We start from the raw sequence: 25,332 nt of genomic DNA on the forward strand, positions 1-25,332 counted from the left end.
TAATGGGGGAGTCAATCTGGCCGGTTCCACTCGGAACCGGCCTGGCGGCGACCGTCGCCGCCGATATCAAAGGAGATCGCCCATGGCCGGTTCCGACACCAATCGCTCCCCCGCCCCGCTCTTGAATCCCTGGGCCGCGGCCTACGAATACGCCGTGGACGCCTGGCAGCGCGGCGTGCTCTACGCCGACGTGATGCGCCAGCGCGGCAACCAGTATCACGAACACATGGCCAAGCGCGCGCCCAACGTGCTGAGCATGGAATCCGAGCTGGTGCTGGACGGCCGCTGCCTGCCGCGTCCCGTCAATTACGGCCTGCTGCGCATCAAGCCGCCGGCCGGCGTCGAAACCGACCCCATCAAGCGCCCCTTCCTGGTGGTGGACCCGCGCGCCGGGCATGGCCCGGGCATCGGCGGCTTCAAGCCCCAGAGCGAAATCGGCGTGGCGGTGCGCGCCGGGCATCCCTGCTATTTCGCCACCTTCCTGCCGCAGCCCATGCCCAGCCAGACCGTCGAAGACGTGATGATGGCCGAGGCCCGCTTCCTGGAAGAAATCATCGCGCTGCACCCCGACGCCGAGGGCAAGCCGGTGGTGGTCGCCAATTGCCAGGCGGGCTGGCAGATCATGATGACCGCGGCGGTGCGTCCCGAGCTGTTCGGCCCCATCATCGTGGCCGGCGCGCCGCTGTCGTACTGGGCCGGCTGGCGCGGCATGAATCCCATGCGCTACGCCGGCGGCCTGCTGGGCGGCAGCTGGCTCACCGCGCTGACCAGCGACCTGGGCAACGGCATGTTCGACGGCGCCTGGCTGGTGCAGAACTTCGAGAACCTGAATCCGGCCAACACGCTGTGGTCCAAGCAGTACAACCTGTATTCCAAGGTGGACACCGAGTCCCCGCGCTACCTCAGCTTCGAGAAATGGTGGGGCGGCCACGTCTTCCTGAACGGCCCCGAGATCCAGTACATCGTCGACAACCTGTTCGTCGGCAACCGGCTGGCCACCGCCGGCCTGGTGACTTCCGACGGCATCCGCATCGACCTGCGCAACATCCGTTCGCCCATCGTGGTGTTCTGCTCCAAGGGCGACAACATCACGCCCCCGCCGCAGGCGCTGGGCTGGATTCCCGACCTGTACCAGAACGAGGCCGAGGTGCTGGCCCACGGCCAGACCATCGTCTACGCCGTGCATGAAAGCATCGGCCACCTGGGCATCTTCGTGTCCGGCAGCGTGGCCTGCAAGGAGCACCTGGAGTTCACCTCCAACATCGACATGATCGACGTGCTGCCGCCGGGCATCTACCAGGCCGAAATCGCCGACAAGACGCCCGACACGCCCAACGCCGACCTGGCCTATGGCAACTACGTGCTGTCGTTCGAGCAGCGCACGCTGGACGACGTGCGCGCCATCGTCGACCGCAAGGAAGAAGACGACCGCCGCTTCGCCGCCGTCGCCCGCATCTCCGACATCAACCTGGGCATGTACCGCAGCTTCGTGCAGCCCTGGGTGCGCGCCATGGTCACGCCGCAATCGGCCGAATGGGCGCAGCGCCTGCATCCGCTGCGCCTGCCCTACGAACTGATCTCCGACCGCAACCCGCTGGTCGCGCCGGTCGCCCAGGTGGCCGAGCAGGTGCGCGAACACCGCCAGCCGGTCTCGCCCAACAACCCCTTCCTGCAGGCCCAGGAAATGTTCTCGAAACTGATCGAGACCAGCCTGAACATCTGGCAGGAGCTGCGCGACTCGGCCGACGAGCGCACCTTCATGAGCGTGTACGGCTCGCCCCTGGTGCAAGACCTGGCGGGGCTGGGCGCGCGCTCCGGCCCGCCGCGCAAGCACCCCGGCGTTTCGCCCGAACACCTGCAGTTCATGGAGCAGCGCGCCGCCGAGCTGTGCTCGCTGCTGCAGGAAGGCGGCCTGCGCGTGGCCGCCATTCGCATGCTGCTGTACGTCTCGGGCGCCGAGGGCGGCCTGGACGAGCGCAGCTTCGCACTCATTCGCAAGATGCGCGCCGAGTCCGACACCGCGCTGACCCTGCAGGAATTCAAGGACATCACCCGCGACCAGGCCCTGATGATGACGCTGGATTCGGCCGCCGCGGTCCAGGCCATGCCGCGTCTGCTCGACGGCGCGCCGGCTGCCGCGATCCGCGAAACGCTGGACACCATGAAGCACGTGCTGGAGGCGGCCGAGCCACTCAGCGAGGCCGCGCGCGCCAGCCTGGGCGAGATGGAACGCATCTTCGAGGCCGCCGAAGAACGCGCCAGGAAGCGCGAACAGGCCCTGCTCGAAGCCTCGCCCGCGGTCAAGCCCGCGGCGCGCGTGGCCTCGGCCCGCAGCGCCGCGCCGGCCGCCGCGGTCAAGCCCGCCAAGGCGGTGAAGGCCGTGAAAGCCGTGAAGACCGCCGCCAAGGCCGCTCCGCCGGCCAAGCGCGCCGCCAAGACCCCCGCACGCAAATCCGCCAAGGCCAACACACGATGACCCTGCCCGCCGCCACCCACTACGACAAGCTCATCGCCCGCGCGCAGACGCTGGCGCCGGCCCCGTGCGCCATCGCCCATCCCTGCGACGAACCGTCGCTGTCGGCCGCGCTGATGGCGCGCGACCTGGGCCTGCTGCAGCCCATCCTGGTGGGGCCGGAACTGAAGATCCGCTCTACCGCCGCCGAGCACGGGCTGCACCTGGGCAACGCCCGCATCGTCGACGCGCCGCACAGCCACGCGGCCGCCGAAACGGCGGTCGCGCTGGTGCGCAGCGCCGAGGCCACGCTGCTGATGAAGGGCAGCCTGCACACCGACGAGCTCATGCACGAGGTCGTGGCCCGCAACACCGGGCTGCGCAGCGGCCGGCGCATCAGCCATGCGTTCATCATGGAGGTGCCCACCTACGCCGAGCCGCTGTTCATCACCGACGCGGCCATCAACATCTTCCCCGACCTCGAAACCAAGGCCGACATCATCCGCAACGTGATCGACCTGCACCACGGCCTGGGCCTGGGCGAGCCGCGCGTGGCCATCCTGTCGGCGGTCGAGCAGGTCACGCCCAGCATCCCCGGCACCATCGACGCGGCGGCGCTGTGCAAGATGGCCGACCGCGGCCAGATCACCGGCGGCCTGCTCGACGGCCCGCTGGCGCTGGACAACGCCATCAATCCCGAGGCGGCCCGCATCAAGGGCATCCGCTCCCCCGTCGCCGGCATCGCGCAGGTGCTGGTGGTGCCGGACCTGGAAGCCGGCAACATGCTGGCCAAGAACCTGACCTTCCTGGCCAACGCCGAGGCGGCCGGCATCGTGCTGGGCGCGCGCGTGCCCATCATCCTGACCAGCCGCGCCGACAGCCCGCGCTCGCGCCTGGCTTCCTGTGCGGTGGCGGCCATCTACGCGCACCACCTGAGCCAGCAGCAGGCCCGCCCGCTGGCGTAAAGGTAAAACCCGGCAAAAAAACCCGCCGCCCCTACTCTCCCGGAGTCACAGCGCCATGAGCGACACGCCCCGCGACACCATTCTCGTCATCAACGCCGGCAGTTCCAGCATCAAGTTCTACCTGTACGACATCGGCGGCGAGCAGGACCTGACCCCGCGGCTGGGCGGCCAGATCGAGGGCATCGGCACGCTGCGCCCCAGGCTGCGCGTGCGCGACGCGGCCGGCCAGCCGCTGGTCGAGCGCGACATCGCGCCGGGCCACGCGTCCGACGTGCCCAATGCGCAGGAAGTGGTGGGCACCTGGCTGAGCGGCCATCTGGGCGGCGCGCCGCTGGCGGTGGGCCATCGGGTGGTGCATGGCGGCCCCGACCTCTCCGAGCCCGTGCTGGTCGACGACGAGATCCTGGCGCAGCTGGAGGCCTATGCGCCGCTGGCGCCGCTGCACCAGCCGAACAACCTGGCCCCGATCCGCGTGATCCGCGAGCGCCGCCCGGCGATCGCGCAGGTGGCCTGCTTCGACACGGCCTTCCACCGCAGCCATTCCGACGTGGCCGACCGCTATGCGGTGCCGGAAAAGCTGTACCGCGAAGGCGTGCGCCGCTACGGCTTTCATGGCCTGTCCTACGAATACATCGCGCAGCGCCTGCGCCAGGTCCTGCCCGACATCGCCACGGGCAGGATCATCGCCGCGCACCTGGGCTCGGGCGTGTCGGCCTGCGCCATGCACCACGGCAAAAGCGTGGACAGCACCATGGGCTTCACCGCGCTCGAAGGGCTGCCCATGGGCACGCGTCCGGGCCGGCTGGACGCCGGCGTGGTGCTGTGGATGATGGAACAAGGCATGAGCCACGACGAGATCGAGCACATGCTGTACTACGACTGCGGCATGAAGGGGCTGTCCGGCATCAGCAACGACATGCGCGAACTGCTGGCCAGCGAAGCGCCGTCGGCCAGGATGGCGCTGCAGTATTTCGCATGGCGCGTGGCCGAAGGCATGATCGGCCTGGCCTGCGCCATGAACGGCGTGGACGCCATCGTCTTCACCGCCGGCGTGGGCGAGAACTCCGCCGAGATCCGCCAGGCGATCAGCGCGCACTGGGGCTGGCTGGGCATCAGGCTGGACCCCGAACGCAACGCCCGCCACGGCCCGCGCATCTCCAGCGACGACAGCCCCATCGGCGTCTACGTCGTGCGCACCAACGAAGAACTGATCATTGCCCAGCACACGCTGGCGCTGCTGCGCCAGCGTTAGGCGCCGGCCGGCGCCAGCGCTCGATCGCGTCGACCGCCTGCTCGGGGCTGCCGAAGATCTTGTCGCGGCCGATCTTCCTGACCAGGCCGGAACGCTCCAGCGCCGTGCGGAACTGGCCGTGTCCGCCGGCGATCAGCAGCGTCATGCCGCGCGCGTCCAGCTCGCGCTTGAGTTCGTACAGCGCCTCGACCGCGTCGGCGTCGGCCTGGGTCATCGCCTCGGCGTCCAGCACGAACCACTGCGCGCCGGCGGCCTGGTCCATCACTTCGCGGGCGCGCCGGCGGAACGCGTCGGCGTTGAAGAACCACACGGACGATTCGAACAGCCACACCACCGTGCCCGGCACCGGCTGGGCGTCGGGGTTCAGGTGCAGCTTGCCCAGCACCGATTCGCCGGGCAGCCGCCCCAGCAGCGCGTCGCGGGGATTGCCCGACACGTACATGGCGTACAGCAGCGTGGCGCCCACCGAAACCGCCACGCCCTGCAGCACGCCGAAGCCGATCACGCCCACGGCCGCCAGGATGCCGAAGGCCAGCTCGATGCGCGAAATGCGCGCCAGGCGCATGAAGGCCTGGCCGTCGAACAGGCTGACCGCGGCCAGCAGCAGGATGGCCGACAGCACCGCCTGCGGCAGCCAGTACAGCGGCGCGCTCAACAGCCCCACCACCACCGCCAGCGCCGCCGCGGCGCTGATGCTGACCAGCGGCGACGAGCCGCCGGCCACCAGCCCGACCGCGGTGCGCGAGTCGGCGCCGGTCACCACGAAGCCCTGGAACAGGCCGGCGGCCACGTTGGCCGCGCCAAAGCCCACCAGCTCGCGGTTGGGGTCGATGTGTTCGCCGGTGCGCGCGGCGAAGCTGCGGGCCGTGACGATGCCGCTGGAAAAGCTCACCACCAGCACCCCGGCCGCGCCCATCAGGATGCCGTCCACGCCCTCCAGCCGCAGCGGCAGGCTGAGCGCCGGCAGACCGGCGGGCACGTCGCCGACCACGGCGATGCCCAGCGAGGGAAAGTCGAACAGCCAGGACAGCAGGCAGGAGCCCGCCACCAGCATGATGGGGCCGGGCCAGCCCGGCCGCCAGCGCTTGAGCGCCACCAGCAGCACGCATGAAAGCACGCCCAGGATGAGCGTGGGAATCCGGACCTCCGGCAGGCGCCGCGACAGCTCCAGGAAAGGATGCACCAGGCCGCTGTTGCGCAGGCCCACGCCCGTCAGGCCGCTGAGCTGCGAAAGGGCCAGCGTGACCGCCACGCCCGCCATATAGCCGATCAGCACCGGCCGCGACAGCAGGTTGGCCAGCACGCCCAGGCGCAGCACGCGCGCGATCAGGCAGCCCACGCCCACCGTCAGCGCGATGCCGGTGGCGGCCACCAGGCGATCTTCGGGGGTGCTGAGCGCCATGCCGGTAAGCGTGGCGGCGATCAGCGTGCAGGTGGCGGTGTCGGGCCCGACGATGAGCGTGCGCGACGATCCGAAGACCGCGTAGCCCAGCATGCCCGCGATGGCGGCCCACAGGCCGGCCACGGGCGGCACGCCCATCATGGCCGCGTAGGCCAGCCCCACCGGCAGCGCCACCGCCGCCACGCTCAGGCCGGCCATGGCGTCGCGCCGCGCCGATTCCCGGGTGAGGCCGCGGAGGTTGTTCAGGCCGGGAAACAGGCGGAGGATCATGGCGGCGCAATGACGGCAATGGCGGCAGCGGGGCCGGGGAAAACCGGCGGCTCGCGCCGCCGGATGGGTTACGCGCCGGCGTCCGTCGAGGCGCGGGCTTCCAGCACCGCGACGGCGGGCAGGGTCTTGCCTTCCAGGAACTCCAGGAACGCACCGCCGCCGGTCGAGATGTAGCCGACCTGCTCGCCGATGCCGTACTTGGCGATGGCGGCCAGCGTGTCGCCGCCGCCGGCGATGGAAAAGCCGGCCGAGTCGGCGATGGCGCGGGCCACCACTTCGGTGCCGTGGGCGAACTGGTCGAACTCGAACACGCCCACCGGGCCGTTCCAGACGATGGTGCCGGCCTGCTTCAGGATGCCGGCCAGCTGCGCCGCGGTCTGCGGGCCGATGTCCAGGATCATGTCGTCCTCGGCCACGTCGGCCGCGGCCTTGACCGTGGCTTCGGCGTCGGCGCCGAAGGACTTGGCGCAGACCACGTCCACCGGGATCGGCACGGCCGCGCCGCGCTGTTTCATCATGTCGATGACGGCGCGGGCCTGCTCGACCTGGTCGGGCTCGGCCAGCGATTTGCCGATGGGCAGGCCGGCGGCCAGCATGAAGGTGTTGGCGATGCCGCCGCCCACCACCAGCTGGTCGACCTTGTCGGCCAGCGATTGCAGGATGGACAGCTTGGTCGAGACCTTGGAGCCGCCGACGATGGCGACCAGCGGACGCTTGGGCTCGTGCAGCGCGCGGCCCAGGGCTTCAAGTTCGGCGGCCAGCAGCGGGCCGGCGCAGGCCACGGGCGCGAAGCGCGCGATGCCGTGGGTGGTGGCCTCGGCGCGGTGCGCGGTGCCGAAGGCGTCGTTGACGTAGACGTCGCAAAGCGCGGCCATCTTGCGCGCCAGGGTTTCGTCGTCTTTCTTCTCGCCGACGTTGACGCGGCAGTTCTCCAGCAGCACGACCTGGCCGTGGTCGACCTTGACGCCGTCGACCCAGTCGCGCACCAGCTGCACGGGCATGCCCAGCAGCTCGGACAGGCGCTGGCCGACCTTGGCCAGCGAATCGGCCTCGGTCAGCACGCCTTCCTTGGGGCGGCCCAGGTGGGACGTGACCATCACGGCGGCGCCGGCGTCCAGCGCCATGCGGATGCCGGGCACCGAGGCGCGGATGCGGGTGTCTTCGCTGATGCGGCCGGCGTCGTCGAACGGCACGTTCAGATCGGCGCGGATGAACACGCGCTTGCCGGACAGGGCGCCGGACTTGGCCAGCGCGGACAGGGTATTGACCTTGGGCATGAGTATGGATTCCTACGATTGGCGTACAAAGGGGACGAACCCATTTTCCGCGCCGGCGGAAAACAAATCCGTCCCCTGTGGACTGACTGCGTGGCTTACTTGGCCGTCATCAGCGCGACGGTGGTGTCGAGCATGCGGTTCGAGAAGCCCCACTCGTTGTCGTACCAGGAAGAGACCTTGACCAGGCGGCCCGAGACCTTGGTCAGCGACGCGTCGACGGTGCTGGAGGCCGGGTTGTGGTTGTAGTCCACCGAGACCAGGGGTTCGGTGTTGTAGTCCAGGATGCCCTTGAGCTCGCCTTCCGAGGCGGCCTTCAGGATGCCGTTGACTTCTTCGACGGTGGTGTCGCGCTTGGCCACGAAGGACAGGTCGACGATGGACACGTTGATGGTCGGGACGCGGATGGCGTAGCCGTCCAGCTTGCCGTTCAGTTCAGGCAGCACCAGGCCCACGGCGGCGGCGGCGCCGGTCTTGGTGGGGATCATGCTCATGGTGGCCGAACGGGCGCGGCGCAGGTCTTCGTGGTAGACGTCGGTCAGGACCTGGTCGTTGGTGTAGGCGTGGACCGTGGTCATCAGGCCGTTTTCCAGGCCCAGCTTGTCGTTCAGCGGCTTGACCAGCGGGGCCAGGCAGTTGGTGGTGCACGACGCGTTGGAGATGACGGTGTCCGAGGCCTTCAGCACGCCGTGGTTCACGCCGTACACGACGGTGGCGTCGACGTCCTTGCCGCCGGGAGCCGAGATGATGACCTTCTTGGCGCCGCCCTTGATGTGCGCGCCGGCCTTTTCTTTGGTGGTGAAAAAGCCCGTGCATTCCAGCACCACGTCGACCTTCAGCTCGCCCCAGGGCAGCTCGGCCGGGTTGCGGTTGGCCAGCACGCGGATCTTGTCGCCGTTGACGACCATGTATTCGCCGTCGACCTCGACCGTGCCCGGGAACTTGCCGTGGGCGGTGTCGTAGCGCGTCAGGTGCGCGTTGGTCTTGGGATCGCCCAGGTCGTTGATGGCGACGATTTCGATGTCGTGCTTCTTGCCACCTTCGTAGTGGGCACGCAGGATGTTGCGGCCGATGCGGCCGTAACCGTTGATGGCGACGCGAATGGTCATGACTAAGCTCCTTTTTACAAAACTTGGCGGACGGTCTCGGCCACCTTGTCGGCGGTCAGCCCGAAGAACTTGAACAGCGCGCCGGCCGGCGCGGATTCGCCGTAGCGGTCGATGCCGACGACGGCGCCTTCCAGGCCCACGTACTTGTGCCAGAAGGCGGTGATGCCGGCCTCGACGGCCACGCGCGGCAGGCCCTTGGGCAGCACCGACTGCTTCCAGGCGGCGTCCTGGCGGTCGAACACGTCGGTGCTGGGCATGGAGACCACGCGCACCGCGATGCCTTCCTTGGCCAGCTGGGCCTGCGCGTCCAGCGCGATGGCGACTTCCGAGCCGGTGGCGATGATGACGGCGCGGGCGCCCTCGGCGTCGCGCAGCACGTAGCCGCCGCGGGCGATGGCGTCCACGGTGGCGGCGTCACGCTGCACGAACGGCAGGTTCTGGCGCGACAGCAGCAGCGCCGTGGGGCCGCCGTCGTGCACGTCCATGCCGATGCTGGCCGGGCGCGTCACGGCCGCGTTCCAGGCCACGGCCGTTTCCGTGGTATCGCAGGGGCGCCACAGCGACAGGTTGGGGATCAGGCGCAGGCTGGAGGCGTGTTCGATGGACTGGTGGGTCGGGCCGTCTTCGCCCAGGCCGATCGAGTCGTGGGTGAACACGTGCACCACGCGCTGCTTCATCAGCGCCGCCATGCGGATGGCGTTGCGCGAGTAGTCGGAGAAGGTCAGGAAGGTGCCGCCGAACGGCAGGTAGCCGCCGTGCAGGGCCACGCCGTTCATGATGGCGGCCATGCCGAATTCGCGCACGCCGTAGTTGATATGGCGGCCGAACTGGATGCCCTGCTCGCCGGCGCGCACCGGCGCGACGCCCTTCCAGTCGGTGAAGTTGGAGCCGGTCAGGTCGGCCGAGCCGCCCAGCATTTCCGGCAGCGCGGCGGCCAGCGCCGCGATCGCGAACTGCGACGCCTTGCGGGTGGCCACGGTCTCGGCCTTTTCCAGCGTGGCGTTCAGGAAGGCCTGGAACTGCTCGGCGTAGCCGGCGGGCAGCTCGCCCTTCATGCGGCGGGTGAATTCGGCGGCTTCGGCCGGGAATTCGGCGGCGTAGGCGTCGAAGGCGGACCGCCATTCGGCCTGGGCCGCGGCGCCGCGCTTGCGGCCGTCCCAGCCGTCGTAGATTTCCTGCGGGATCTGGAACGGCTCCGACGACCAGCCCAGCGCGGCGCGGGTGGCGGCGATCTCGTCCTTGCCCAGCGGCGCGCCGTGCACGTTGTGGGTGCCGGCCATGTTGGGCGAACCCTTGCCGATGACGGTGCGGCAGACGATCAGGGTGGGCTTTTCCGATTGCGCGCGCGCGGCCTTGATGGCGGCGTCCACGGCGGCGACGTCGTGGCCGTCCACGCCGCGGATCACGTTCCAGCCGTAGCCTTCGAAGCGCTTGGCGGTGTCGTCGGCGAACCAGTGCTCGACGTGGCCGTCGATGGAAATGCCGTTGTCGTCATACAGCACCACCAGCTTGCCCAGCTTGAGCGTGCCGGCCAGCGAGCAGACTTCGTGCGAGATGCCTTCCATCAGGCAGCCGTCGCCGGTGAAGGCGTAGGTGTGGTGGTCGACGATGGTGTGGCCGGGCTTGTTGAATTCGGCGGCCAGCAGGGCTTCGGCCAGCGCCATGCCCACGGCGTTGCCCAGGCCCTGGCCCAGCGGGCCGGTGGTCGTTTCCACGCCCGGGGTGATGCCCACTTCGGGGTGGCCCGGGGTCTTGGAATGCAGCTGGCGGAAGTTCTTGAGTTCTTCGATCGGCAGATCGTAGCCGGTCAGGTGCAGCAGGGCGTAGATCAGCATGGAGCCGTGGCCGTTGGACAGCACGAAGCGGTCGCGGTTGGCCCAGGCGGGATCTTTGGGGTTGTGACGCAGGTTGCCGGCCCACAAGGCTTGGGCGATTTCCGCCATGCCCATGGGAGCACCCGGGTGCCCGGAGTTCGCTTGTTGCACGGCGTCCATCGCGAGGGCGCGGATGGCATCCGCCAAGGCAAGTTTAGGGGCGGTCGGATTGCTCATTCGGAAGGCTCTTTGAAGCTGGTCACCTGGAACACGGCAGGGCCAGTTAAGTAGGTTGCGAAGCAGGGGATTTTAGCACCCGGGGGTTTCCCTCAGGCCATCGGCCATAAGCCGTCCCCCATGCTAGGCTACGCGGCTGACGCAAATGCCCCGCGCCGGCTCCGCCGCCGGGGCCGGCCGCCCCCCGGAGGGGCTGTTTTTCCCCCGATCCGCCACGTTTCGTTTCATGTCCGCCCCCCGCTTCTTCTGCGACCTCCCCCTGACCGCCGGCGCCCGAGTCGCCCTGCCGGACGCCCTGGCCCACCACGCGCTGCGGGTGCTGCGGCTGCGCCACGGCGAGGCCATCGTCCTGTTCAACGGCCAGGGCGGCGAATTCCCCGCCGTACTGGAGGCCGAGGGCAAGGCCGGGTTCGCCCGGCTGGGGCCGTTTTCGCCGCGCGAGGCCGAGCTGGCCGGGCGCATCACCCTGGTCCAGGGCCTGCCTTCCGGCGACAAGATGGACTGGGTGGTGGAAAAAGCGGTGGAACTGGGGGTGGCCCGGGTCTGCCCGGTGGCGGCGCAGCGCAGCGTGCTGCAATTGTCGGGGCCGCGGCTGGACAAGCGCGTGGCGCACTGGCGGCGCATCGCCCAAGCCGCCAGCGAGCAATGCGGACGCAACCGGCTGATGGCGGTGGACGCGCCCCTGGCGCTGGCCGAATGGCTGGCGCAGCCCGCCGACGGCCTGCGCCTGATGTGCCATCCGGAAGCGGCCGACGATCTGGCCGCCCGGCTGCGCGCTGATCCCGGCCTGCAGGCGCTGACGCTGCTGGTCGGCCCCGAGGGCGGATGGTCGGACAAGGAACTGGAACAGGCGCGGCAGGCGGGGGTCCAGGCGGTGCGCTTCGGCCCGCGGGTGCTGCGCACCGAGACGGCGGGCCTGGCGCTGGCCTCGGCCGCCGGGGCGCTGCTGGGCTGGTAGCCCGGCCAGGGCTTCAGTGGTTTTCGCCGTAGGGCGCGGCCGCCACGCCCGGCTCGGGATCGGGGTGCCTGCCGGCGTGTTCGATCACGTACGAAAACACGCGCCCGTTTTCGCGGGCGAAATCGGACGCATCGGAACATACGGTTTCGATCAGGCCGGCGTCTTCCTCTAGCGCCGGATCGCCCGAGTGCAGCCGGTACAGCCACAGCACCACGCCGGTCTTGTGGTCCAGCACGGTGTCGCACAGACAGTCGTAGAGCGCGTCGAGATTGCCGCCGAAGTACTCGGGGAAGTCGACCGCCTTGACGATGGCGCGCAGCACCGCCGAACGGCTGCGGGCGGGATCGCAATTGGCGACGAACAAGGCCAGGCCGAGCTCATGGGCGGCGTCTACCACGGCCTTCTTGTCCAGCCCCTCGTGGGCCAGCGCACCGCCGCGCAGCAGCTGCCGCTGCAAAGTAGATTGGCCATTGCGCGTCATGCCCGAGCCTCCTTGAAAAAGGCGATCACTTCATCGCTACGCTGCATCGTATCGGCATAACCCAGTTCAATCAATCGCTTGGTGTAGCTGGATTCAAACAGGAGGTAGGACATCAGCGACCCGCCTCCCGGACGGCCTGGATCGGACGATACACCGAGCACGCGGAAAAGGGCACGGGCCTGGGTCGGCATGTCCTTCAAATGCTCCAGCGCCATCAGGTCCAGCGACTGGCTGGGCGTGATGGTCAGCACCTCCACGCGGCGCACGCCGCCGCGGACGCCCTCCTCGCCGGCCAGCTCCGTCAGGAAGTTCATGCGCTGCAGGCGCTCGACGTCGGCCGACAGCCCGTCCAGGAAGATGCTGGCCAGCGCATGGCCGCCCACCTGCGCCAGGGACGGGTACGGCGGCGAGTCTTCGCGGTTCTCGGGGTGGGTGTCGTCGCGGAATCCGGTGCCGATCACCAGCACGCGGCTGGCGCCCAGATGGATGGCCGGGCTGATCGGCGCCAGCTGGCGCATCGAGCCGTCGCCGCACCATTCGCCCTTGCCGTGCACCTGCACCTGGCGGGCCGGGAAGACGAAGGGAATGGCCGACGAGGCCATCAGGTGGTCGATGCCGATCGGGGTCGGGATGGCCAGGCGCAGATAGCGGTGCCAGGGCTCGATCGGCGTATGCGCCTGGTAGAAGGTCAGGTGCTCGCCGCTGGTGTAGCCCGAGGCCGTGATGGCCAGCGCCGACAGGGCGCCGCTTTCGAGGTTGGCGCGCAGGTGCTGGAAGTCCAGCACCCGGCCCAGCAAGGCCTCCATGGGGCTGTTGTCCAGCAGCGAGGTGGGCCGCTTGCGCGCCAGGCCCGAGAACATCCAGCCCAGCGACAGCAGGCCCAGCCAGCGGCCGCCCGTGCGGATGATGCCGGGCGTGTCGGCCCGGTAGATCATGTCGGTGTTGAGCGAAGACCACAGGCGCCGGATGCGGCGCACGCCCAGGTGCGGACGGTCGGCGCGGCAGGCCAGCGCGGCGGCGTTGATGGCGCCGGCGGACGTGCCGCAGATGATGTGAAACGGGTTCTGGAAGCGCGAATGCCAGTCCGGGTCCAGCAGCTCCATGATGGCGCTGAGCACGCCGACCTGGTAGGCGGCGCGGGCGCCGCCTCCGGTCAGGACCAGGCCGGTCTGCGTGCGCGGGCACGCAGGGCCGGCCGGGCGGACTTCAACGCGGGGTGTTGGCATCGACGACCGTCATGGCGGTCATGTTGACGATGCGGCGCACGGTCGAGCTGGAAGTCAGGATGTGCACCGGCGCGTTCGCGCCCAGCAGGAACGGACCCACCGCCACGTTGCTGCCCGCGGTGGTCTTGAGCAGGTTGTAGGCGATGTTGCCGGCGTCCACGTTCGGGCACACCAGCAGGTTGGCCTCGCCCTTGAGCGAGGACGAAGGCAGGATGCGCATGCGCAGCGCCTCGTCCAGCGCGCAGTCGCCGTGCATCTCGCCGTCGATCTCCAGCTCCGGGTCGATCTCGCGCACCAGCTCCAGCGCGCGGCGCATCTTCGCGCCCGAGGCCGAGCTGCCCGAGCCGAAGTTGGAACGCGACAGCAGCGCCGCCTTGGGCGCCAGGAACATGCGGCGCATCTCGTGGGCGGCCGCGACGGTGAACTCGGCGATCTGCTCGGCCGTGGGCTCGTCGTTGACGTGGGTGTCGACCAGCACCACCGTGCGCTCGTTGAGCAGCAGGATGTTCATGGCCGCGTACACGTTGTGGCCGGGGCGGCGGCCGATCACCTCGTCCACGAAACGCAGGTGGTCGTGGTAGGCGCCGACCGAACCGCAGACCATGCCGTCGGCGTCGCCCAGGCGCACCATCATCGCGCCGATCAGCGTCATGCGGCGGCGCATCTCCACCCGCGCCATTTCCTTGGTGATGCCGCGGCGGCACATCAGCTCCCAGTACGTGGTCCAGTACTGGTGGAAGCGCTCGTCGTACTCCGGGTTGGTGACTTCCACGTCCTGGCCCAGGCGCAGGCGCAAGCCCAGTTTTTCGATGCGGGCCAGCAGCACCGACGGGCGGCCCACCAGGATGGGACGGGCCAGGCCTTCGTCGACCACCACCTGCACCGCGCGCAGCACGCGCTCGTCCTCGCCTTCGGCGAACACGATGCGGGCGCGGCCGCCTTCGCGCACGATGCGCTTGGACGCCGCGAACAGCGGCTTCATGAACGCGCCCGAGTGGTACACGAACTGCTGCAGCTGCGCCTCGTAGGCTTCCAGGTCGGCCAGCGGGCGCGTGGCCACGCCGGCTTCCATCGCCGCCTTGGCCACCGCCGGCGCGATGCGCACGATCAGGCGCGGGTCGAACGGCTTGGGAATCAGGTAGTCCGGGCCGAACGAAATGTCATCGGTGCCGTAGGCCGCCGCCACCACTTCGTTCTGCTCTTCCTCGGCCAGCTCGGCGATGGCGTACACCGCCGCCTTTTCCATCTCGCGCGTGATGGTGGTGGCGCCCACGTCCAGCGCGCCGCGGAAAATGTACGGAAAGCACAGCACGTTGTTGACCTGGTTCGGGTAGTCCGAACGGCCCGTGGCCATCACCACGTCGTCGCGCACGCCGTGCGCCACTTCCGGCAGGATCTCCGGCGTCGGGTTGGCCAGCGCCAGGATCAGCGGACGCGGACCCATCGCCGCCACCATCTCCGGCTTGAGCACGCCGCCGGCCGACAGGCCCAGGAACACGTCGGCGCCCTGGATCACCTCGGCCAGCTTGCGCGCGTCGGTCTTTTGCGCGAAGCGCGCCTTGTCCGGGTCCATCAGCGCCGTGCGGCCTTCGTAGACCACGCCTTCGATGTCGGTGACCCACACATTCTCCAGCGGCAGGCCCAGGTCCACCATCAGGTCCAGGCAGGCCAGCGCGGCCGCGCCGGCGCCCGAGGTCACCACCTTGACCTGCTTGATGTCCTTGCCCACCACTTTCAGGCCGTTGATGAAGGCCGCCGACACACAGATCGCGGTGCCGTGCTGGTCGTCGTGGAAAACCGGGATCTTCATGCGGTCGCGCAGCTTGCGCTCGACGACGAAGCATTCCGGGGCCTTGATGTCTTCGAGGTTGATGCCGCCGAAGGTGGCTTCCAGGCCGGCGATGATCTCGACCAGCTTGTCGGGGTCGGTCTCGTTGATTTCGATGTCGAATACGTCCAGGCCGGCGAACTTCTTGAACAGCACCGCCTTGCCTTCCATCACCGGCTTGGACGCCAGCGCACCGATATTGCCCAGCCCCAGCACCGCGGTGCCGTTGGTGATCACGCCCACCAGGTTGCCGCGCGCCGTGTAGCGGAACACGTTGGCCGGGTCGGCCACGATTTCCTCGCAGGCCGCCGCCACGCCGGGCGAATAGGCCAGCGCCAGGTCGCGCTGGTTGGTGAGCTGCTTGGTCGGCATGACCGCGACTTTGCCGGGGCGTCCGTGCTCGTGGTATTCAAGGGCGGCTTTGCGGAGATTGGCATCCATAGGGGCAGGCTACTTGCTAGAGTGTGAGACACGGAAAGGGGGGAATTCTATTCCGATGGCGCCGGCCGCGATACCTCCGCGCCCCTTGCCAGGCTTGCGTTTCCATCTTAACGCGAGCTTACAAATTGTCGCTATTGCGGCGCCGACAACAAGGGGAAACGGCCGTCCGGATCGAACAGCGCCTTCACCCGCGAATCCAGCCGGGTCGTGGCCAGCCCGGGCGGCTCGGCCGGCGGCGGCAGTTGCGGCGCCGGCGGCGCGTCGGCCAGCGTGACGCCAGACACCCACGCCAGCGTGCCGCCGTGGCCCAGCAGCAGCTGCCCCAGGTTGACGGTGGCCGGCGCCTCGGGCTTGAGCGCGTCCAGGCGGTAGCGTCCGAGCCAGCGTTCGCCGTCGCGCGTGGCGAAGGCGTCCCCGCCCGAGGCCAGCTGGAACAGCGACGGCACCAGGCGCTGCACGGTGGCGGAACGCAGCGGCTGCACGTCGGCCTCGCCGAAGGCCCCCAGCGTTGCCTCCACCCCATCGGCCAGCATCACGTCCACCGCCAGCACGCCCGAACCGGCGCAGCGCCCGGCCTCCCAGCGCGCCGGCGCGGCCAGCCAGGCGGCCAGCGTCAACTCGCCCGGCAGCCCGGCGAACTGGCGCAGCCCGGCGCGCGCCAGCGCGGCCAGCGGCACCCCGGGCCGGGCATGCCAGCGCGCGGGCTCGCCGGGCAGGCGCAGCAATTCCGTCAGGGCCGACGGGTCCACCCGCAGCAACGGCCCGTAATGGGTTTCGAACGGGCCTTCGGCCCCTTCAAGCGCCAGCGTGACGCGGTACTCGGCGCACAGGGCGCGGGCGTGCGCCACGTCGGCCTCGCGCGCCGGGATCAAAACGGCCCGGGGGCCGGCCTCGCCGCTCTCGCCCAGGTCGCGCACGGCGCCCTGGCACAGCAGCCCCAGGCGCTGCAGGAATGCCGCCCAGGGGCTCTGGACCGGACGTCGGCCCAGGAGGAAAGCGCGGCGCGATGGCTGCATGACTACAATTCCTTTTTTGCTACGAGACGCCTTCGAGAATCCCATGCCCCGCCTTGCCGCCCGCACCCACGATTTCCTGACCTTCCAGGTAATGGAGCTTTTCAAGCAGGCGCAAGCGCTGCAGGCGGCCGGCAAGGACATTATCAGCCTGGGCATCGGCGAACCGGACTTTACCGCGCCGCCCCAGGTCGTGGAAGCGCTGGAACGCGCGGCCCGCGCCGGGCTCAGCGGCTACAGTCCCTCGGCCGGCCTGACCCCGCTGCGCGAAGCCATCGCCCGGTTCTACCACGAACAGTTCGGCGCCAGCATCGATCCGTCGCGCGTCATCGTCACCGCGGGCGCCTCGGGCGCGCTGACGCTGGCCTGCGCGGCCCTGGTCAACGGCGGCGGCGAAGTGCTGATGCCCGACCCCTCCTACCCCGCCAACAGCAACTTCGTGCTGGCCGCCGGCGGCGTGCCGCGGCTGATTCCCAGCACGGCGCAGAAGCGTTTCCAGCTGTCGGCCCAGGACGTGGCCGACAACTGGACGCCGGCCACCCAGGGCGTGCTGATCGCTTCGCCCAGCAACCCCACCGGCACCTCCATCGCCCACGGCGAACTGGCCGAGCTGCTGGCGCAGGTCCGCGCGCGCGACGGCTTCGCCATCGTCGACGAGATCTACCTGGGCCTGTCCTACGAGGGCCAGCCGCGTTCGGCGCTGACGCTGGACGACGACGTCATCGTCATCAACAGCTTCTCGAAGTATTTCCACATGACCGGCTGGCGCCTGGGCTGGATGATCGTGCCGCAGGACATGGTGGCGCCGGTGGAGAAGATCGCCGCCAGCCTGGCGATCTGCGCGCCCACGCTGGCCCAGCATGCCGCGCTGGCCTGCTTCACGCCGGGCGCGATGAAAACCTTCGAGCACCGCCGCGAGGCGTTCAGGCAGCGCCGCGACTACCTGCTGCCGGAATTCGAGCGCCTGGGCATCCAGGTGCCGGTCAAGCCGGACGGCGCCTTCTATATTTATGCCGACATCTCCAACCTGGGCATGGACAGCGCCGCGTTCTCGCAGCGCCTGCTGCTGGAGGCCGGCGTGGCCGCCGTGCCCGGGCTGGACTTCGGCCCAGCCCACGGCGGGCACACCATGCGCTTTTCCTATGCCACGGGACTGGACCGCCTGGAAGAGGCGGTGGCCCGGATGGGGCGGTTGCTGCAGGGGTGAGGGGCGGTTGCGGCTGGGGTCGGTCGAATGCCTCGCGCCGCGCCCGTCACCGTAGGATGGGTGCAGCGCGTCGCCATCATCACAAGAACGCGACTGTCGAGCGCGCGTAACCCATCGGGCGGCGCCAGCCGCCGTTTTAAGGCGTTCAGTCGCGCGCCAGCGCGATGCCCGAGGCCAGCGCCAGGCGGCGCCGTTCGGCCTGCACCTTGGCGCCGTAGCCGTTGTCGTCGGGCCCCGTGGCGCCCACGTAACAGGCCAGGCCGCCGTCCACCGATCCGCGGCGGTTGATGCAATCGCGCAGAATCGTGGTGCCCACGCCGATGTTGGCGGCCGGGTCCAGCGGGTTCTTGCCGACGGCGTCGAACTTGTCCTGGTGCACGCTGGTCATCACCTGCATCAGGCCCTGGGCGCCCACGTGGCTTTCGGCCAGCGGGTTGTAGCGGGACTCGATGGCGATCACGGCCAGCACCAGCAGCGGATCCAGCTTCTTTTCGCGGCTGACCTTGTATACCGTGTTCAGCAGCGGGCCGGTCGCGTCATACGCGACCTTGTACTTGCGCGAGATATAGTTGCGCAAGGCTTCGGCCTGCGGGCCGCTCGCGATGCTGGCGACCGGCTTCACCGGCGGCGGAGCGACGCGCGCCGGCCCCAGCATGCCGGTGGCGTTGCTGGCGGGCGCGTCGGGGATGGCCATGGCGATGGCCGACGACATGTCCGTGCCGAGTTCGGAACCCGTATCGAGATCGGTGCCGGCTTGCATGGACGTGGGCGCTAGGGCGGTCAACAAGGCTTTGTGCACCTGCAATGCCTGGTCGCGCAATCCAGGCAGGGCGAATCCCATGCTTACCGTCACGATCACCGCGATGCCCAGGTAGACGGAGCAGATGCGCAGCGATTCGGCAAGATATTGGTGCACTCCTTGGGCCATGCTCCTGAAGAGCGAGGCCACTGACGCATCGGGCATATAACCTCCTGCGTAAAAAAGAGGGAGTCAATGTTAACCTCTCTTTCTCTCCAAAATGTAACCAAATCGCCGGGATCTGTAGTGAAATACCGCGACCTTAGAGACTTCCTCGCTCAACTCGAACGCATGGGCGAGCTCAAACGCATCGCCCCGCCGGTGTCCACCCGGCTGGAAATGACCGAGATTTCCGACCGCGTGCTGCGGGCCGAAGGCCCCGCCCTGCTGTTCGAAAACGCCATGCACGACGGCCGTCCGGCGCAGATGCCGGTGCTGACCAACCTGTTCGGCACGCCGGCCCGCGTGGCCCGCGGCATGGGCGCCGACGACGTCAGCGCGCTGCGCGACATCGGCGAGCTGCTGGCATCGCTGCGCGAGCCCGAAGCGCCCCGCGGCCTGCGCGACGCGCTGGCCAAGGTGTCGATGCTGAAATCGGCGCTATGGGACATGAGCCCCAAGAACGTCAAGAGCCCCGCCTGCCAGGAGATCGTCTGGGAAGGCAAGGACGTGGACCTGACCCGCCTGCCGATCCAGACCTGCTGGCCGGGCGACGTGGCGCCGCTGCTGACCTGGGGCCTGGTGATCACGCGCGGCCCGAACGCGCGCCGCCAGAACCTGGGCATCTACCGCCAGCAGCTGCTCGGCCCCAACAAGCTGATCATGCGCTGGCTGTCGCATCGCGGCGGAGCGCTGGATTTCCGCGACCACGCCCTGGCCCATCCCGGCACGCCCTTCCCGGTCGCCGTCGCCCTGGGCGCGGACCCCGCCACCACGCTGGGCGCGGTCACGCCGGTGCCGGACAGCCTGTCCGAATACCAGTTCGCCGGCCTGCTGCGCGGCTCGCGCACCGAAACGGCGCAGGCGCTGGGCAGCAACCTGTCGGTGCCGGCCTGGGCCGAGATCGTGCTGGAAGGCCACCTGCTGCCCTCGTCGGACCCGCGCGCCGTCGCGCCCCGGGTGCCCGAGGGCGTCAATCCGCCGGCCAACACCGACTACGAGATGGCGCTGGAAGGCCCCTACGGCGACCACACCGGCTACTACAACGAGCAGGACTGGTTCCCCGTCTTCACGGTGGAGCGGATCACGATGCGGCGCAATCCCATCTACCACTCCACCTATACCGGCAAGCCGCCGGACGAGCCCGCCGTGCTGGGCGTGGCGCTCAACGAGGTGTTCGTGCCGCTGCTGCGCCGCCAGCTGCCGGAGATCGTGGACTTCTACCTGCCGCCCGAGGGCTGCAGCTACCGCCTGGCGGTGGTGTCCATCCGCAAGCAGTATGCCGGCCACGCCAAGCGCGTGATGTTCGGCCTGTGGAGCATTCTGCGGCAGTTCATGTACACCAAGTTCATCGTCGTGGTGGACGAGGACATCAACCCGCGCGACTGGAAGGAAGTGGTGTGGGCGATGACCACGCGCATGGACCCGGTGCGCGACACCCTGCTGGTGGAGAACACGCCCATCGACTATCTGGATTTCGCCTCGCCGGTGTCCGGCCTGGGCGGCAAGATGGGCATGGACGCCACCAATAAATGGCCGGGCGAAACCCAGCGCGAATGGGGCACGCCCATCACGATGGACGCCGACGTCAAGCAGCGCGTGGATGCGCTGTGGGGCCAGCTCGGCCTGTAGGCCGGGCCGCCCGGCTCAGCGCGGTTCGCCGTCGCGCCCGCCGTCCTGGCGGGCGCCGCGCCAGGCCTTGAACAGCTGCCAGCCGACGAACGCGCCGCCGGCGATCTTCAAGAGCTTGGATCGCTTGCCCCCGCGCATGACCATGGCCGAGAGCGAGGAACTGACGAGAGGATAGCGGCGCGCCAGGCTGATCGCCTGCAGCGCCCAGCGCGATGCGCTGCTGGAAGCCAGGCTGGGCAGCAGGCCGCGCAGAAGCGCGGACGGCTCCAGCCTGCGGCCCGCGGACGCGATGCTTTGCGCCAGCGATTCGCGCTCGATCGCGGCGCGGGCGCGCAGCAGTTCGATGCGCACGGCGCGGTCGACGGAAGGAGATCTTTTCGCCATCGCTCAGGCCTCCTCGCGGCGGGGCGCCTGCGGCGCTTCGTCTTCGTCCTGCGCGTCGCGGATGCGGTCGAGCAGCTCCGCGTCGCGCCCCAGCTCTTCGAGCGTGGCGGAGAACGGCGGCGCGCCGTAGACCAGCCCGTGCCGGACCATCAGCAGCAGCACCACGCCGACGATGCCGTAGAAGGCCGCCAGCAGGCCCAGGGCCAGATAACGGTCTTCGGTGGGCCAGAAGGCCACCGCCACCGTGACGGTAAAGACCAGCACCGCCAGCGTCAGGAAGAGCAAGGCAGCAAACGCCATGCCCAGCAGCTTGAGCAAGCGCGCCTTTTCGTCCGAGGCCTCCAGGGCCAGGAGTTCCAGGCGCGTGCGCAGCAGCCCGACCAGGCTGGACGCGACGCCAAATACAGATTTACGCAGACCCATGGCGTGATGGACGCCGGGCGGCAGACGGCTGGCGTCGCCCGCCCGGATGCCCGGCCCCGTCAGCGGCGGCTGATCAGCAAGCCGAGCAGCAGGCCGGTCACGCCTGCGATGCCGATGGCTTGCCAGGGATTGTCATGCACGTAGTCGTCGGTCGCGCGGGCAGCCTTGCGGCCCCGTTCGAGCACGGCGTCCTGGGCCTCGTACAGGGCCTCGCGCGTGCGCTTGAGCGAAGTCAGCGCGCGGTCGCGCAGTTCGTTGGCCTTGTCGCCCGTGCTGCTGGCGGCTTCGCGCAGCAGGCTTTCGGCGTCGTTGAGGCTGGACTTGACACTGTCGATGAGTTTTTCTTTTGCGACGTCTTCGGATTTTCTCGTGGCCATTTTCTTGAGCTCCTGTTGTGTGTCCATGACGCAAACATAATACCAGCCGCCATCGCCGCGGCGCGGCGCGCTTGCTACGGTGTGCTACTTGATCTGCGTAATCTCAACGGCCGACTTCACGCCGCCCTGGTCGATGTCCTGTTTCATTACCAGATTGACGGCCGGGCAGTACCAGTCCGTCACGGTGGTGTTCATGCCGGGAATGGGCAGGGTGAGGCCCTGGAAGGTGGCCATGGTGGGGGTGGTGTCGCGGCTGTAGGTGATCGGATGGCAGGACTGCTTGCCCAGGGCGGTGTCCAGGGACATCTTTTTGCCCACTGTTTTTTCGCCGATGCGCACCGTGGTGGTGGGCTGGCCGCCCACCGGCGCCTCCTTGCCGATCTTCAGGCGAAACGAGGAGCCGGGCAGCTTCTGGCCCTGGCTGAGCTGGCCGTCGTAGGCGAACAGGCCCAGCATGCGCAGGTCGAACTGGCCCTCGGACGGCCGCGGCGCTTCGCCGGCGGTGGCGTAGCGCACGAAGGTGGCCTGCCCGCTCTTGACGGTCATCAGGTAATCGAGCCTGGACTTGCCCGGCGGCAGGCCGGCGTAGCTGAACGTGGCCACGCCGCGCACCCGCGCGCGGCAGTTGTCGCCGTTGGTCTTGGAGACTTCGGCGAAATTGAGGTCGGCGCCCAGCGCCAGGTTGCCCGTGCCGGTCAGCTGCACCGCGCCGCCGTCGTGCATGAACTGCGCGTCGCACACGCCGGCCTGCGTCGCCTGCGCCGCCGCCAGCGCGCCCGCCGCGAAAACAAAGGATGCCATTTTCCGCATCGTCACAAGCCACTCCATGAATCCGTAAAAAACCGTCCGCCGGACCTGCGGCGTAGGGGTGGCTCGATACTACACCGGGTTCGTCCCGGGGCGTATGTCGGAACGTGTCGGCGGCGGCGCGGCGCGGGCCATCATGGCCAGGATCTCGGGCACGCACGAACCGCAGCCCGTGCCGCAGCCCAGTCCGGATTTCAGCGCGGCCAGGTCGCAGCCCTGCCCGATGCCGGCCTGGATGGCCGCTACGCTTACGCCATTGCACACGCACACGGTGCGCGAGCGCGCCGCGCCGGCGATGCGGCCGGTCAGCAGCGCCGCCACGCCGCGCGGCGCCTCGCCACCGGCGGCCCATGACAGCAGCGCTTCCTGGGCCCGCAGATCGCCGGTCAGCAGAAAGCCGCGCAGGGCGCCCTGTTCCACCCTGACCCGCCGCATCAGGCCGCGCGCCGGATCGTCGAAGGCCACGTCGGGCCGGCGCAGATCCAGCGCGTCCGCCAGGGCGTCCAGCATGGCGGACGGCGGCGCGGCGGGCGCGGCCAGCCGCAGGCGCACGCCGCCCGCGCCCGCCGGCAGCGCCACGGCGTAGTCGAATCGGCGCAGCCACGGCGCCAGGCGCAGCCGCAGCGCGGCGGCGTCGCCCTGCAGCCACGCCGCCGCCTGCCATGGCAGGCCGGCGGGTTCGGCCGACACGGCGCAGTGCTTGAGTTCGGGCTGGCGCGACAGCGGATCGGCCGCCGGATTGGTCAGCGCGTTCACGCCCAGGCCCGCCATGAACGCGCTGCCCCAGTGCATCGGCAGGAACGCGCAGCCCGGCCTCAAGCCCTCGTCCGGCTGCGCCGGCGCGACCACGCTGCCCCGGCGCGACGTCAGCCTGGCCAGCGCGCCGGGCTCCAGGCCCAGGCGCCGCATGTCCTCGGGATGCAGCGACACCCAGGGTTCCTCGACGTGCCGCGTCAGCGCGCGCGCCAGCGAGGTGCGCGCCATCGTGTGCCAGTGGTCGCGCAGCCGCCCGGTGGTCAGCTGCAGCGGAAACGCCGGGCTGGCGGCTTCGGCCGTGGGCCGATACGCCAGGTCGATGAAGCGGGCCCGCCCGCCGGGCGTGGCGTACACGCCGTCGCCATACAGGCGCGCCGCGCCCCGTCCCTGCCGGTACGGCCATTGCTGCGGCCCGCCGGCTTCCAGCGCGGCGTAGTCCAGCGCGCTGTAGTCCAGGTCTCGGCCGGCCGTCATGCGGGCGTGCTCGGCGAAGACCTCGGCCTCGTCGCGGTAGCCGAACAGCGCCGCCTTGCCCGGCGCCAGCCTGGCGGCCAGGCGCTGCGCGACGGCCTGCGCCAGCCGCCAGTCGGGCCGGGCGTCTCCGGGCGGCGGGACGGCCGCGCGCACCCGGCTGATGCGCCGCTCCGAATTGGTCACCGTGCCGGACTTCTCCGGCCAGGTGGCCGCCGGCAGCACCAGGTCGGCATAAGCCAGGGTCTCGGTGCCCGCGTACGCTTCCTGCACGATCACGAATTCCGCGCGCTCCAGCGCCGCGCGCACGCGGGCCTGGTCCGGCAGCGACTGCGCGGGATTGGTGGCCGCGATCCACAGCAGCTTGATGCGCCCGTCCAGCGCGGCGTCGAACATCTCCAGCGCGGTTGCGCCCGGCGCCTGCGGCAAGGCGTCCACGCCCCACAGCGCGGCCGTCTCGCGGCGGTCCCCGGCCGAGGCCGGATCGCGGTGCCCCGGCAGCAGCGTCGCCATGCCGCCGGCCTCGCGCCCGCCCATGGCGTTGGGCTGGCCGGTCAGCGAAAACGGTCCGGCTCCCGGCCTGCCGATCTGGCCGGTGGCCAGGTGCAGATGGATCAGCGCGGCATTCTTGTCGGTGCCGCTGGTCGACTGGTTCAGGCCCATGGTGTAGAGCGACAGCGCCGCCCCGGCCTGGCCGAACCAGCGCGCCGCCTGCGCGATGTCGGCCGCCGGCACGCCGCAGATCTCCTGCGCGGCCGCCGGCGTGCAGGATCGCACCCGCTCCCGCAGCGCCTCGAAGCCCTCGGTGTGGCGGCGGATGTAGCCGCGGTCGATCAGGTCCTCGTTCACCATGACGTGCAGCATGGCGTGGAACAGCGCCACGTCGGTGCCGGGCGCCAGCTGCAGGTGCAGGTCGGCGCAGGCCGCGGTATCGGTGCGCCGCGGATCGGCCACGATCAGCTTCATGCCGGGACGGCGCGCGCGCGCCGCCTCCAGCCGCCGGAACAGCACCGGGTGGGCGTAGGCCATGTTGGAGCCGGCGATCAGCACCGTGTCCGCCAGCTCCAGGTCTTCATAGCAGGCCGGCGGCGCGTCGGCGCCCAGCGTGCGCTTGTAGCCCGACACCGCGCTCGACATGCACAGGCGCGAATTGGTGTCGATATTGTTGGTGCCGACCAGCGCCCGCGCCAGCTTGTTGAAGACGGCATAGTCCTCGGTCAGCAGCTGGCCCGACAGATAAAAGCCCACCGAGTCGGGACCGTGGCGCGCGACGCAGTCGGCCAGCCGCCCGGCCGCGATGTCCAGGGCCTGGTCCAATGCGATGTCGGCCAGCGGCTGGCCGCGCGCCGCACGCCATTGCGCCGACAGCACGCGCGCGCCGTCGCGCCGCACCGTGTCGGCCAGCGCCAGTCCCTTGCTGCACAGCCTGCCGCGGTTGGCGGGATGCGCGTCGTCGCCCCGCACGCCCACCACGGCGCCATCCCGCACCTGCACGCGCACGCCGCAGCCGGTGCCGCAATAGCAGCACACCGACGGCACTTCGGCGACGCCATCGGCCGCGGCGGGCCGGATCATGATCGTGTCCATGCGCTACC

Annotated in this window: 20 protein-coding genes; 6 read left to right on the plus strand and 14 right to left on the minus strand. The window is 69.8% G+C overall.

Annotated features, from left to right (window positions below):
- Positions 1–82 precede the first annotated feature (82 nt).
- Genes A6B37_RS09950 through A6B37_RS09960 form a run of 3 tightly spaced genes read left to right on the plus strand, consistent with a single transcriptional unit; the run spans position 83 to position 4,669 of the window.
- Complete coding sequence (locus tag A6B37_RS09950) at positions 83–2,476, plus strand: DUF3141 domain-containing protein (RefSeq protein WP_111825655.1); 2,394 nt, start codon at positions 83–85, stop codon at positions 2,474–2,476.
- Positions 2,473–3,417 carry a phosphate acetyltransferase gene (locus A6B37_RS09955; protein WP_168202164.1) on the plus strand — a complete coding sequence of 315 codons (945 nt, stop codon included), beginning with the start codon at positions 2,473–2,475 and terminating at the stop codon, positions 3,415–3,417. The genes A6B37_RS09950 and A6B37_RS09955 overlap by 4 nt, the downstream gene beginning before the upstream one ends.
- 55 nt (positions 3,418–3,472) lie before the next feature.
- A complete protein-coding gene (locus A6B37_RS09960) occupies positions 3,473–4,669 on the plus strand; it encodes an acetate kinase (RefSeq protein WP_111825656.1) in 1,197 nt (398 codons plus the stop codon).
- Here A6B37_RS09960 and A6B37_RS09965 read toward each other — a convergent pair.
- The 4 genes from A6B37_RS09965 to tkt all read right to left on the minus strand — a co-directional run bounded on the left by A6B37_RS09965 (position 4,629) and on the right by tkt (position 10,775).
- Positions 4,629–6,341 carry a SulP family inorganic anion transporter gene (locus A6B37_RS09965; RefSeq protein WP_181390971.1) on the minus strand — a complete coding sequence of 571 codons (1,713 nt, stop codon included), beginning with the start codon at positions 6,339–6,341 and terminating at the stop codon, positions 4,629–4,631. The genes A6B37_RS09960 and A6B37_RS09965 overlap by 41 nt on opposite strands.
- Before the next feature lie 68 nt (positions 6,342–6,409).
- Positions 6,410–7,618 (minus strand): phosphoglycerate kinase, encoded by a 1,209-nt coding sequence (locus tag A6B37_RS09970; RefSeq protein ID WP_111825657.1) that lies wholly within the window; start codon positions 7,616–7,618, stop codon positions 6,410–6,412.
- A 95-nt stretch (positions 7,619–7,713) separates the two neighbouring features.
- Positions 7,714–8,724 (minus strand): type I glyceraldehyde-3-phosphate dehydrogenase, encoded by a 1,011-nt coding sequence (gene gap, locus A6B37_RS09975; RefSeq protein WP_102773681.1) that lies wholly within the window; start codon positions 8,722–8,724, stop codon positions 7,714–7,716.
- A 14-nt stretch (positions 8,725–8,738) separates the two neighbouring features.
- Positions 8,739–10,775, minus strand: a complete 2,037-nt coding sequence (tkt, locus tag A6B37_RS09980) for a transketolase (RefSeq protein ID WP_111825658.1) — start codon at positions 10,773–10,775, stop codon at positions 8,739–8,741.
- A gap of 226 nt (positions 10,776–11,001) precedes the next feature.
- Here tkt and A6B37_RS09985 point away from each other — a divergent pair, with 226 nt between their 5' ends.
- Positions 11,002–11,733 (plus strand): 16S rRNA (uracil(1498)-N(3))-methyltransferase, encoded by a 732-nt coding sequence (locus tag A6B37_RS09985; RefSeq protein WP_102774141.1) that lies wholly within the window; start codon positions 11,002–11,004, stop codon positions 11,731–11,733.
- A 13-nt stretch (positions 11,734–11,746) separates the two neighbouring features.
- Here A6B37_RS09985 and A6B37_RS09990 read toward each other — a convergent pair whose 3' ends face one another.
- From A6B37_RS09990 to A6B37_RS10005, 4 genes are all read right to left on the minus strand, one after another.
- Positions 11,747–12,214: a barstar family protein gene (locus A6B37_RS09990; RefSeq protein WP_102773683.1), complete on the minus strand. Its 468-nt coding sequence runs from the start codon at positions 12,212–12,214 to the stop codon at positions 11,747–11,749.
- A complete protein-coding gene (locus A6B37_RS09995; RefSeq protein WP_168202165.1) occupies positions 12,211–13,440 on the minus strand; it encodes a patatin-like phospholipase family protein in 1,230 nt (409 codons plus the stop codon). The genes A6B37_RS09990 and A6B37_RS09995 overlap by 4 nt, the downstream gene beginning before the upstream one ends.
- Complete coding sequence (locus A6B37_RS10000) at positions 13,421–15,709, minus strand: NADP-dependent malic enzyme (protein ID WP_111825659.1); 2,289 nt, start codon at positions 15,707–15,709, stop codon at positions 13,421–13,423. Before A6B37_RS10000 ends, A6B37_RS09995 begins: the two co-directional genes overlap by 20 nt.
- A gap of 131 nt (positions 15,710–15,840) precedes the next feature.
- Positions 15,841–16,725, minus strand: a complete 885-nt coding sequence (locus A6B37_RS10005; RefSeq protein ID WP_111825660.1) for an FAD-binding protein — start codon at positions 16,723–16,725, stop codon at positions 15,841–15,843.
- Between the two features lie 43 nt (positions 16,726–16,768).
- On the opposite strand from A6B37_RS10005, the gene A6B37_RS10010 reads away from it, so the two are divergent.
- Positions 16,769–17,929: a pyridoxal phosphate-dependent aminotransferase gene (locus A6B37_RS10010; RefSeq protein ID WP_102773685.1), complete on the plus strand. Its 1,161-nt coding sequence runs from the start codon at positions 16,769–16,771 to the stop codon at positions 17,927–17,929.
- A 145-nt stretch (positions 17,930–18,074) separates the two neighbouring features.
- On the opposite strand, the gene A6B37_RS10015 is transcribed toward A6B37_RS10010, so the two are convergent.
- Positions 18,075–18,893: a lytic transglycosylase domain-containing protein gene (locus A6B37_RS10015; protein WP_102773686.1), complete on the minus strand. Its 819-nt coding sequence runs from the start codon at positions 18,891–18,893 to the stop codon at positions 18,075–18,077.
- Between the two features lie 81 nt (positions 18,894–18,974).
- On the opposite strand from A6B37_RS10015, the gene ubiD reads away from it, so the two are divergent.
- A complete protein-coding gene (gene ubiD / locus A6B37_RS10020) occupies positions 18,975–20,519 on the plus strand; it encodes a 4-hydroxy-3-polyprenylbenzoate decarboxylase (RefSeq protein ID WP_102773687.1) in 1,545 nt (514 codons plus the stop codon).
- 15 nt (positions 20,520–20,534) lie between these two features.
- On the opposite strand, the gene A6B37_RS10025 is transcribed toward ubiD, so the two are convergent.
- The 5 genes from A6B37_RS10025 to A6B37_RS10045 form a co-directional block, all read right to left on the minus strand.
- On the minus strand, positions 20,535–20,903 hold the full coding sequence (locus tag A6B37_RS10025; RefSeq protein WP_111825661.1) for a hypothetical protein: 369 nt from the start codon (positions 20,901–20,903) through the stop codon (positions 20,535–20,537).
- A 3-nt stretch (positions 20,904–20,906) separates the two neighbouring features.
- Complete coding sequence (locus tag A6B37_RS10030) at positions 20,907–21,326, minus strand: phage holin family protein (RefSeq protein WP_102773689.1); 420 nt, start codon at positions 21,324–21,326, stop codon at positions 20,907–20,909.
- A gap of 59 nt (positions 21,327–21,385) precedes the next feature.
- Positions 21,386–21,703, minus strand: a complete 318-nt coding sequence (locus A6B37_RS10035) for a DUF883 family protein (RefSeq protein WP_043544379.1) — start codon at positions 21,701–21,703, stop codon at positions 21,386–21,388.
- Positions 21,704–21,787: 84 nt separating this feature from the next.
- The gene (locus tag A6B37_RS10040; RefSeq protein ID WP_168202166.1) at positions 21,788–22,504 is read right to left on the minus strand and encodes a hypothetical protein; all 717 of its coding nucleotides are present in this window, start codon (positions 22,502–22,504) and stop codon (positions 21,788–21,790) included.
- Positions 22,505–22,582: 78 nt separating this feature from the next.
- Positions 22,583–25,312 carry a nitrate reductase gene (locus A6B37_RS10045; protein WP_111826305.1) on the minus strand — a complete coding sequence of 910 codons (2,730 nt, stop codon included), beginning with the start codon at positions 25,310–25,312 and terminating at the stop codon, positions 22,583–22,585.
- Between the last annotated feature and the right edge of the window lie 20 nt (positions 25,313–25,332).

Source organism: Achromobacter sp. HZ01 (genome assembly GCF_003267925.1).
Taxonomy (GTDB): Bacteria; Pseudomonadota; Gammaproteobacteria; order Burkholderiales; family Burkholderiaceae_B; genus Achromobacter; species Achromobacter pulmonis_A.

What these genes read in the sequence shown, in the direction of transcription:
- A6B37_RS09950 (WP_111825655.1), top strand. Translation starts at nt 83, where the DNA reads ATGGCCGGTTCCGACACCAATCGCTCCCCCGCCCCGCTCTTGAATCCC.
- A6B37_RS09955 (WP_168202164.1), top strand. Translation starts at nt 2,473, where the DNA reads ATGACCCTGCCCGCCGCCACCCACTACGACAAGCTCATCGCCCGCGCG.
- A6B37_RS09960 (WP_111825656.1), top strand. Translation starts at nt 3,473, where the DNA reads ATGAGCGACACGCCCCGCGACACCATTCTCGTCATCAACGCCGGCAGT.
- A6B37_RS09965 (WP_181390971.1), bottom strand. Translation starts at nt 6,341, where the DNA reads ATGATCCTCCGCCTGTTTCCCGGCCTGAACAACCTCCGCGGCCTCACC.
- A6B37_RS09970 (WP_111825657.1), bottom strand. Translation starts at nt 7,618, where the DNA reads ATGCCCAAGGTCAATACCCTGTCCGCGCTGGCCAAGTCCGGCGCCCTG.
- gap (WP_102773681.1), bottom strand. Translation starts at nt 8,724, where the DNA reads ATGACCATTCGCGTCGCCATCAACGGTTACGGCCGCATCGGCCGCAAC.
- tkt (WP_111825658.1), bottom strand. Translation starts at nt 10,775, where the DNA reads ATGAGCAATCCGACCGCCCCTAAACTTGCCTTGGCGGATGCCATCCGC.
- A6B37_RS09985 (WP_102774141.1), top strand. Translation starts at nt 11,002, where the DNA reads ATGTCCGCCCCCCGCTTCTTCTGCGACCTCCCCCTGACCGCCGGCGCC.
- A6B37_RS09990 (WP_102773683.1), bottom strand. Translation starts at nt 12,214, where the DNA reads ATGACGCGCAATGGCCAATCTACTTTGCAGCGGCAGCTGCTGCGCGGC.
- A6B37_RS09995 (WP_168202165.1), bottom strand. Translation starts at nt 13,440, where the DNA reads ATGCCAACACCCCGCGTTGAAGTCCGCCCGGCCGGCCCTGCGTGCCCG.
- A6B37_RS10000 (WP_111825659.1), bottom strand. Translation starts at nt 15,709, where the DNA reads ATGGATGCCAATCTCCGCAAAGCCGCCCTTGAATACCACGAGCACGGA.
- A6B37_RS10005 (WP_111825660.1), bottom strand. Translation starts at nt 16,725, where the DNA reads ATGCAGCCATCGCGCCGCGCTTTCCTCCTGGGCCGACGTCCGGTCCAG.
- A6B37_RS10010 (WP_102773685.1), top strand. Translation starts at nt 16,769, where the DNA reads ATGCCCCGCCTTGCCGCCCGCACCCACGATTTCCTGACCTTCCAGGTA.
- A6B37_RS10015 (WP_102773686.1), bottom strand. Translation starts at nt 18,893, where the DNA reads ATGCCCGATGCGTCAGTGGCCTCGCTCTTCAGGAGCATGGCCCAAGGA.
- A6B37_RS10025 (WP_111825661.1), bottom strand. Translation starts at nt 20,903, where the DNA reads ATGGCGAAAAGATCTCCTTCCGTCGACCGCGCCGTGCGCATCGAACTG.
- A6B37_RS10030 (WP_102773689.1), bottom strand. Translation starts at nt 21,326, where the DNA reads ATGGGTCTGCGTAAATCTGTATTTGGCGTCGCGTCCAGCCTGGTCGGG.
- A6B37_RS10035 (WP_043544379.1), bottom strand. Translation starts at nt 21,703, where the DNA reads ATGGCCACGAGAAAATCCGAAGACGTCGCAAAAGAAAAACTCATCGAC.
- A6B37_RS10040 (WP_168202166.1), bottom strand. Translation starts at nt 22,504, where the DNA reads ATGGCATCCTTTGTTTTCGCGGCGGGCGCGCTGGCGGCGGCGCAGGCG.
- A6B37_RS10045 (WP_111826305.1), bottom strand. Translation starts at nt 25,312, where the DNA reads ATGATCCGGCCCGCCGCGGCCGATGGCGTCGCCGAAGTGCCGTCGGTG.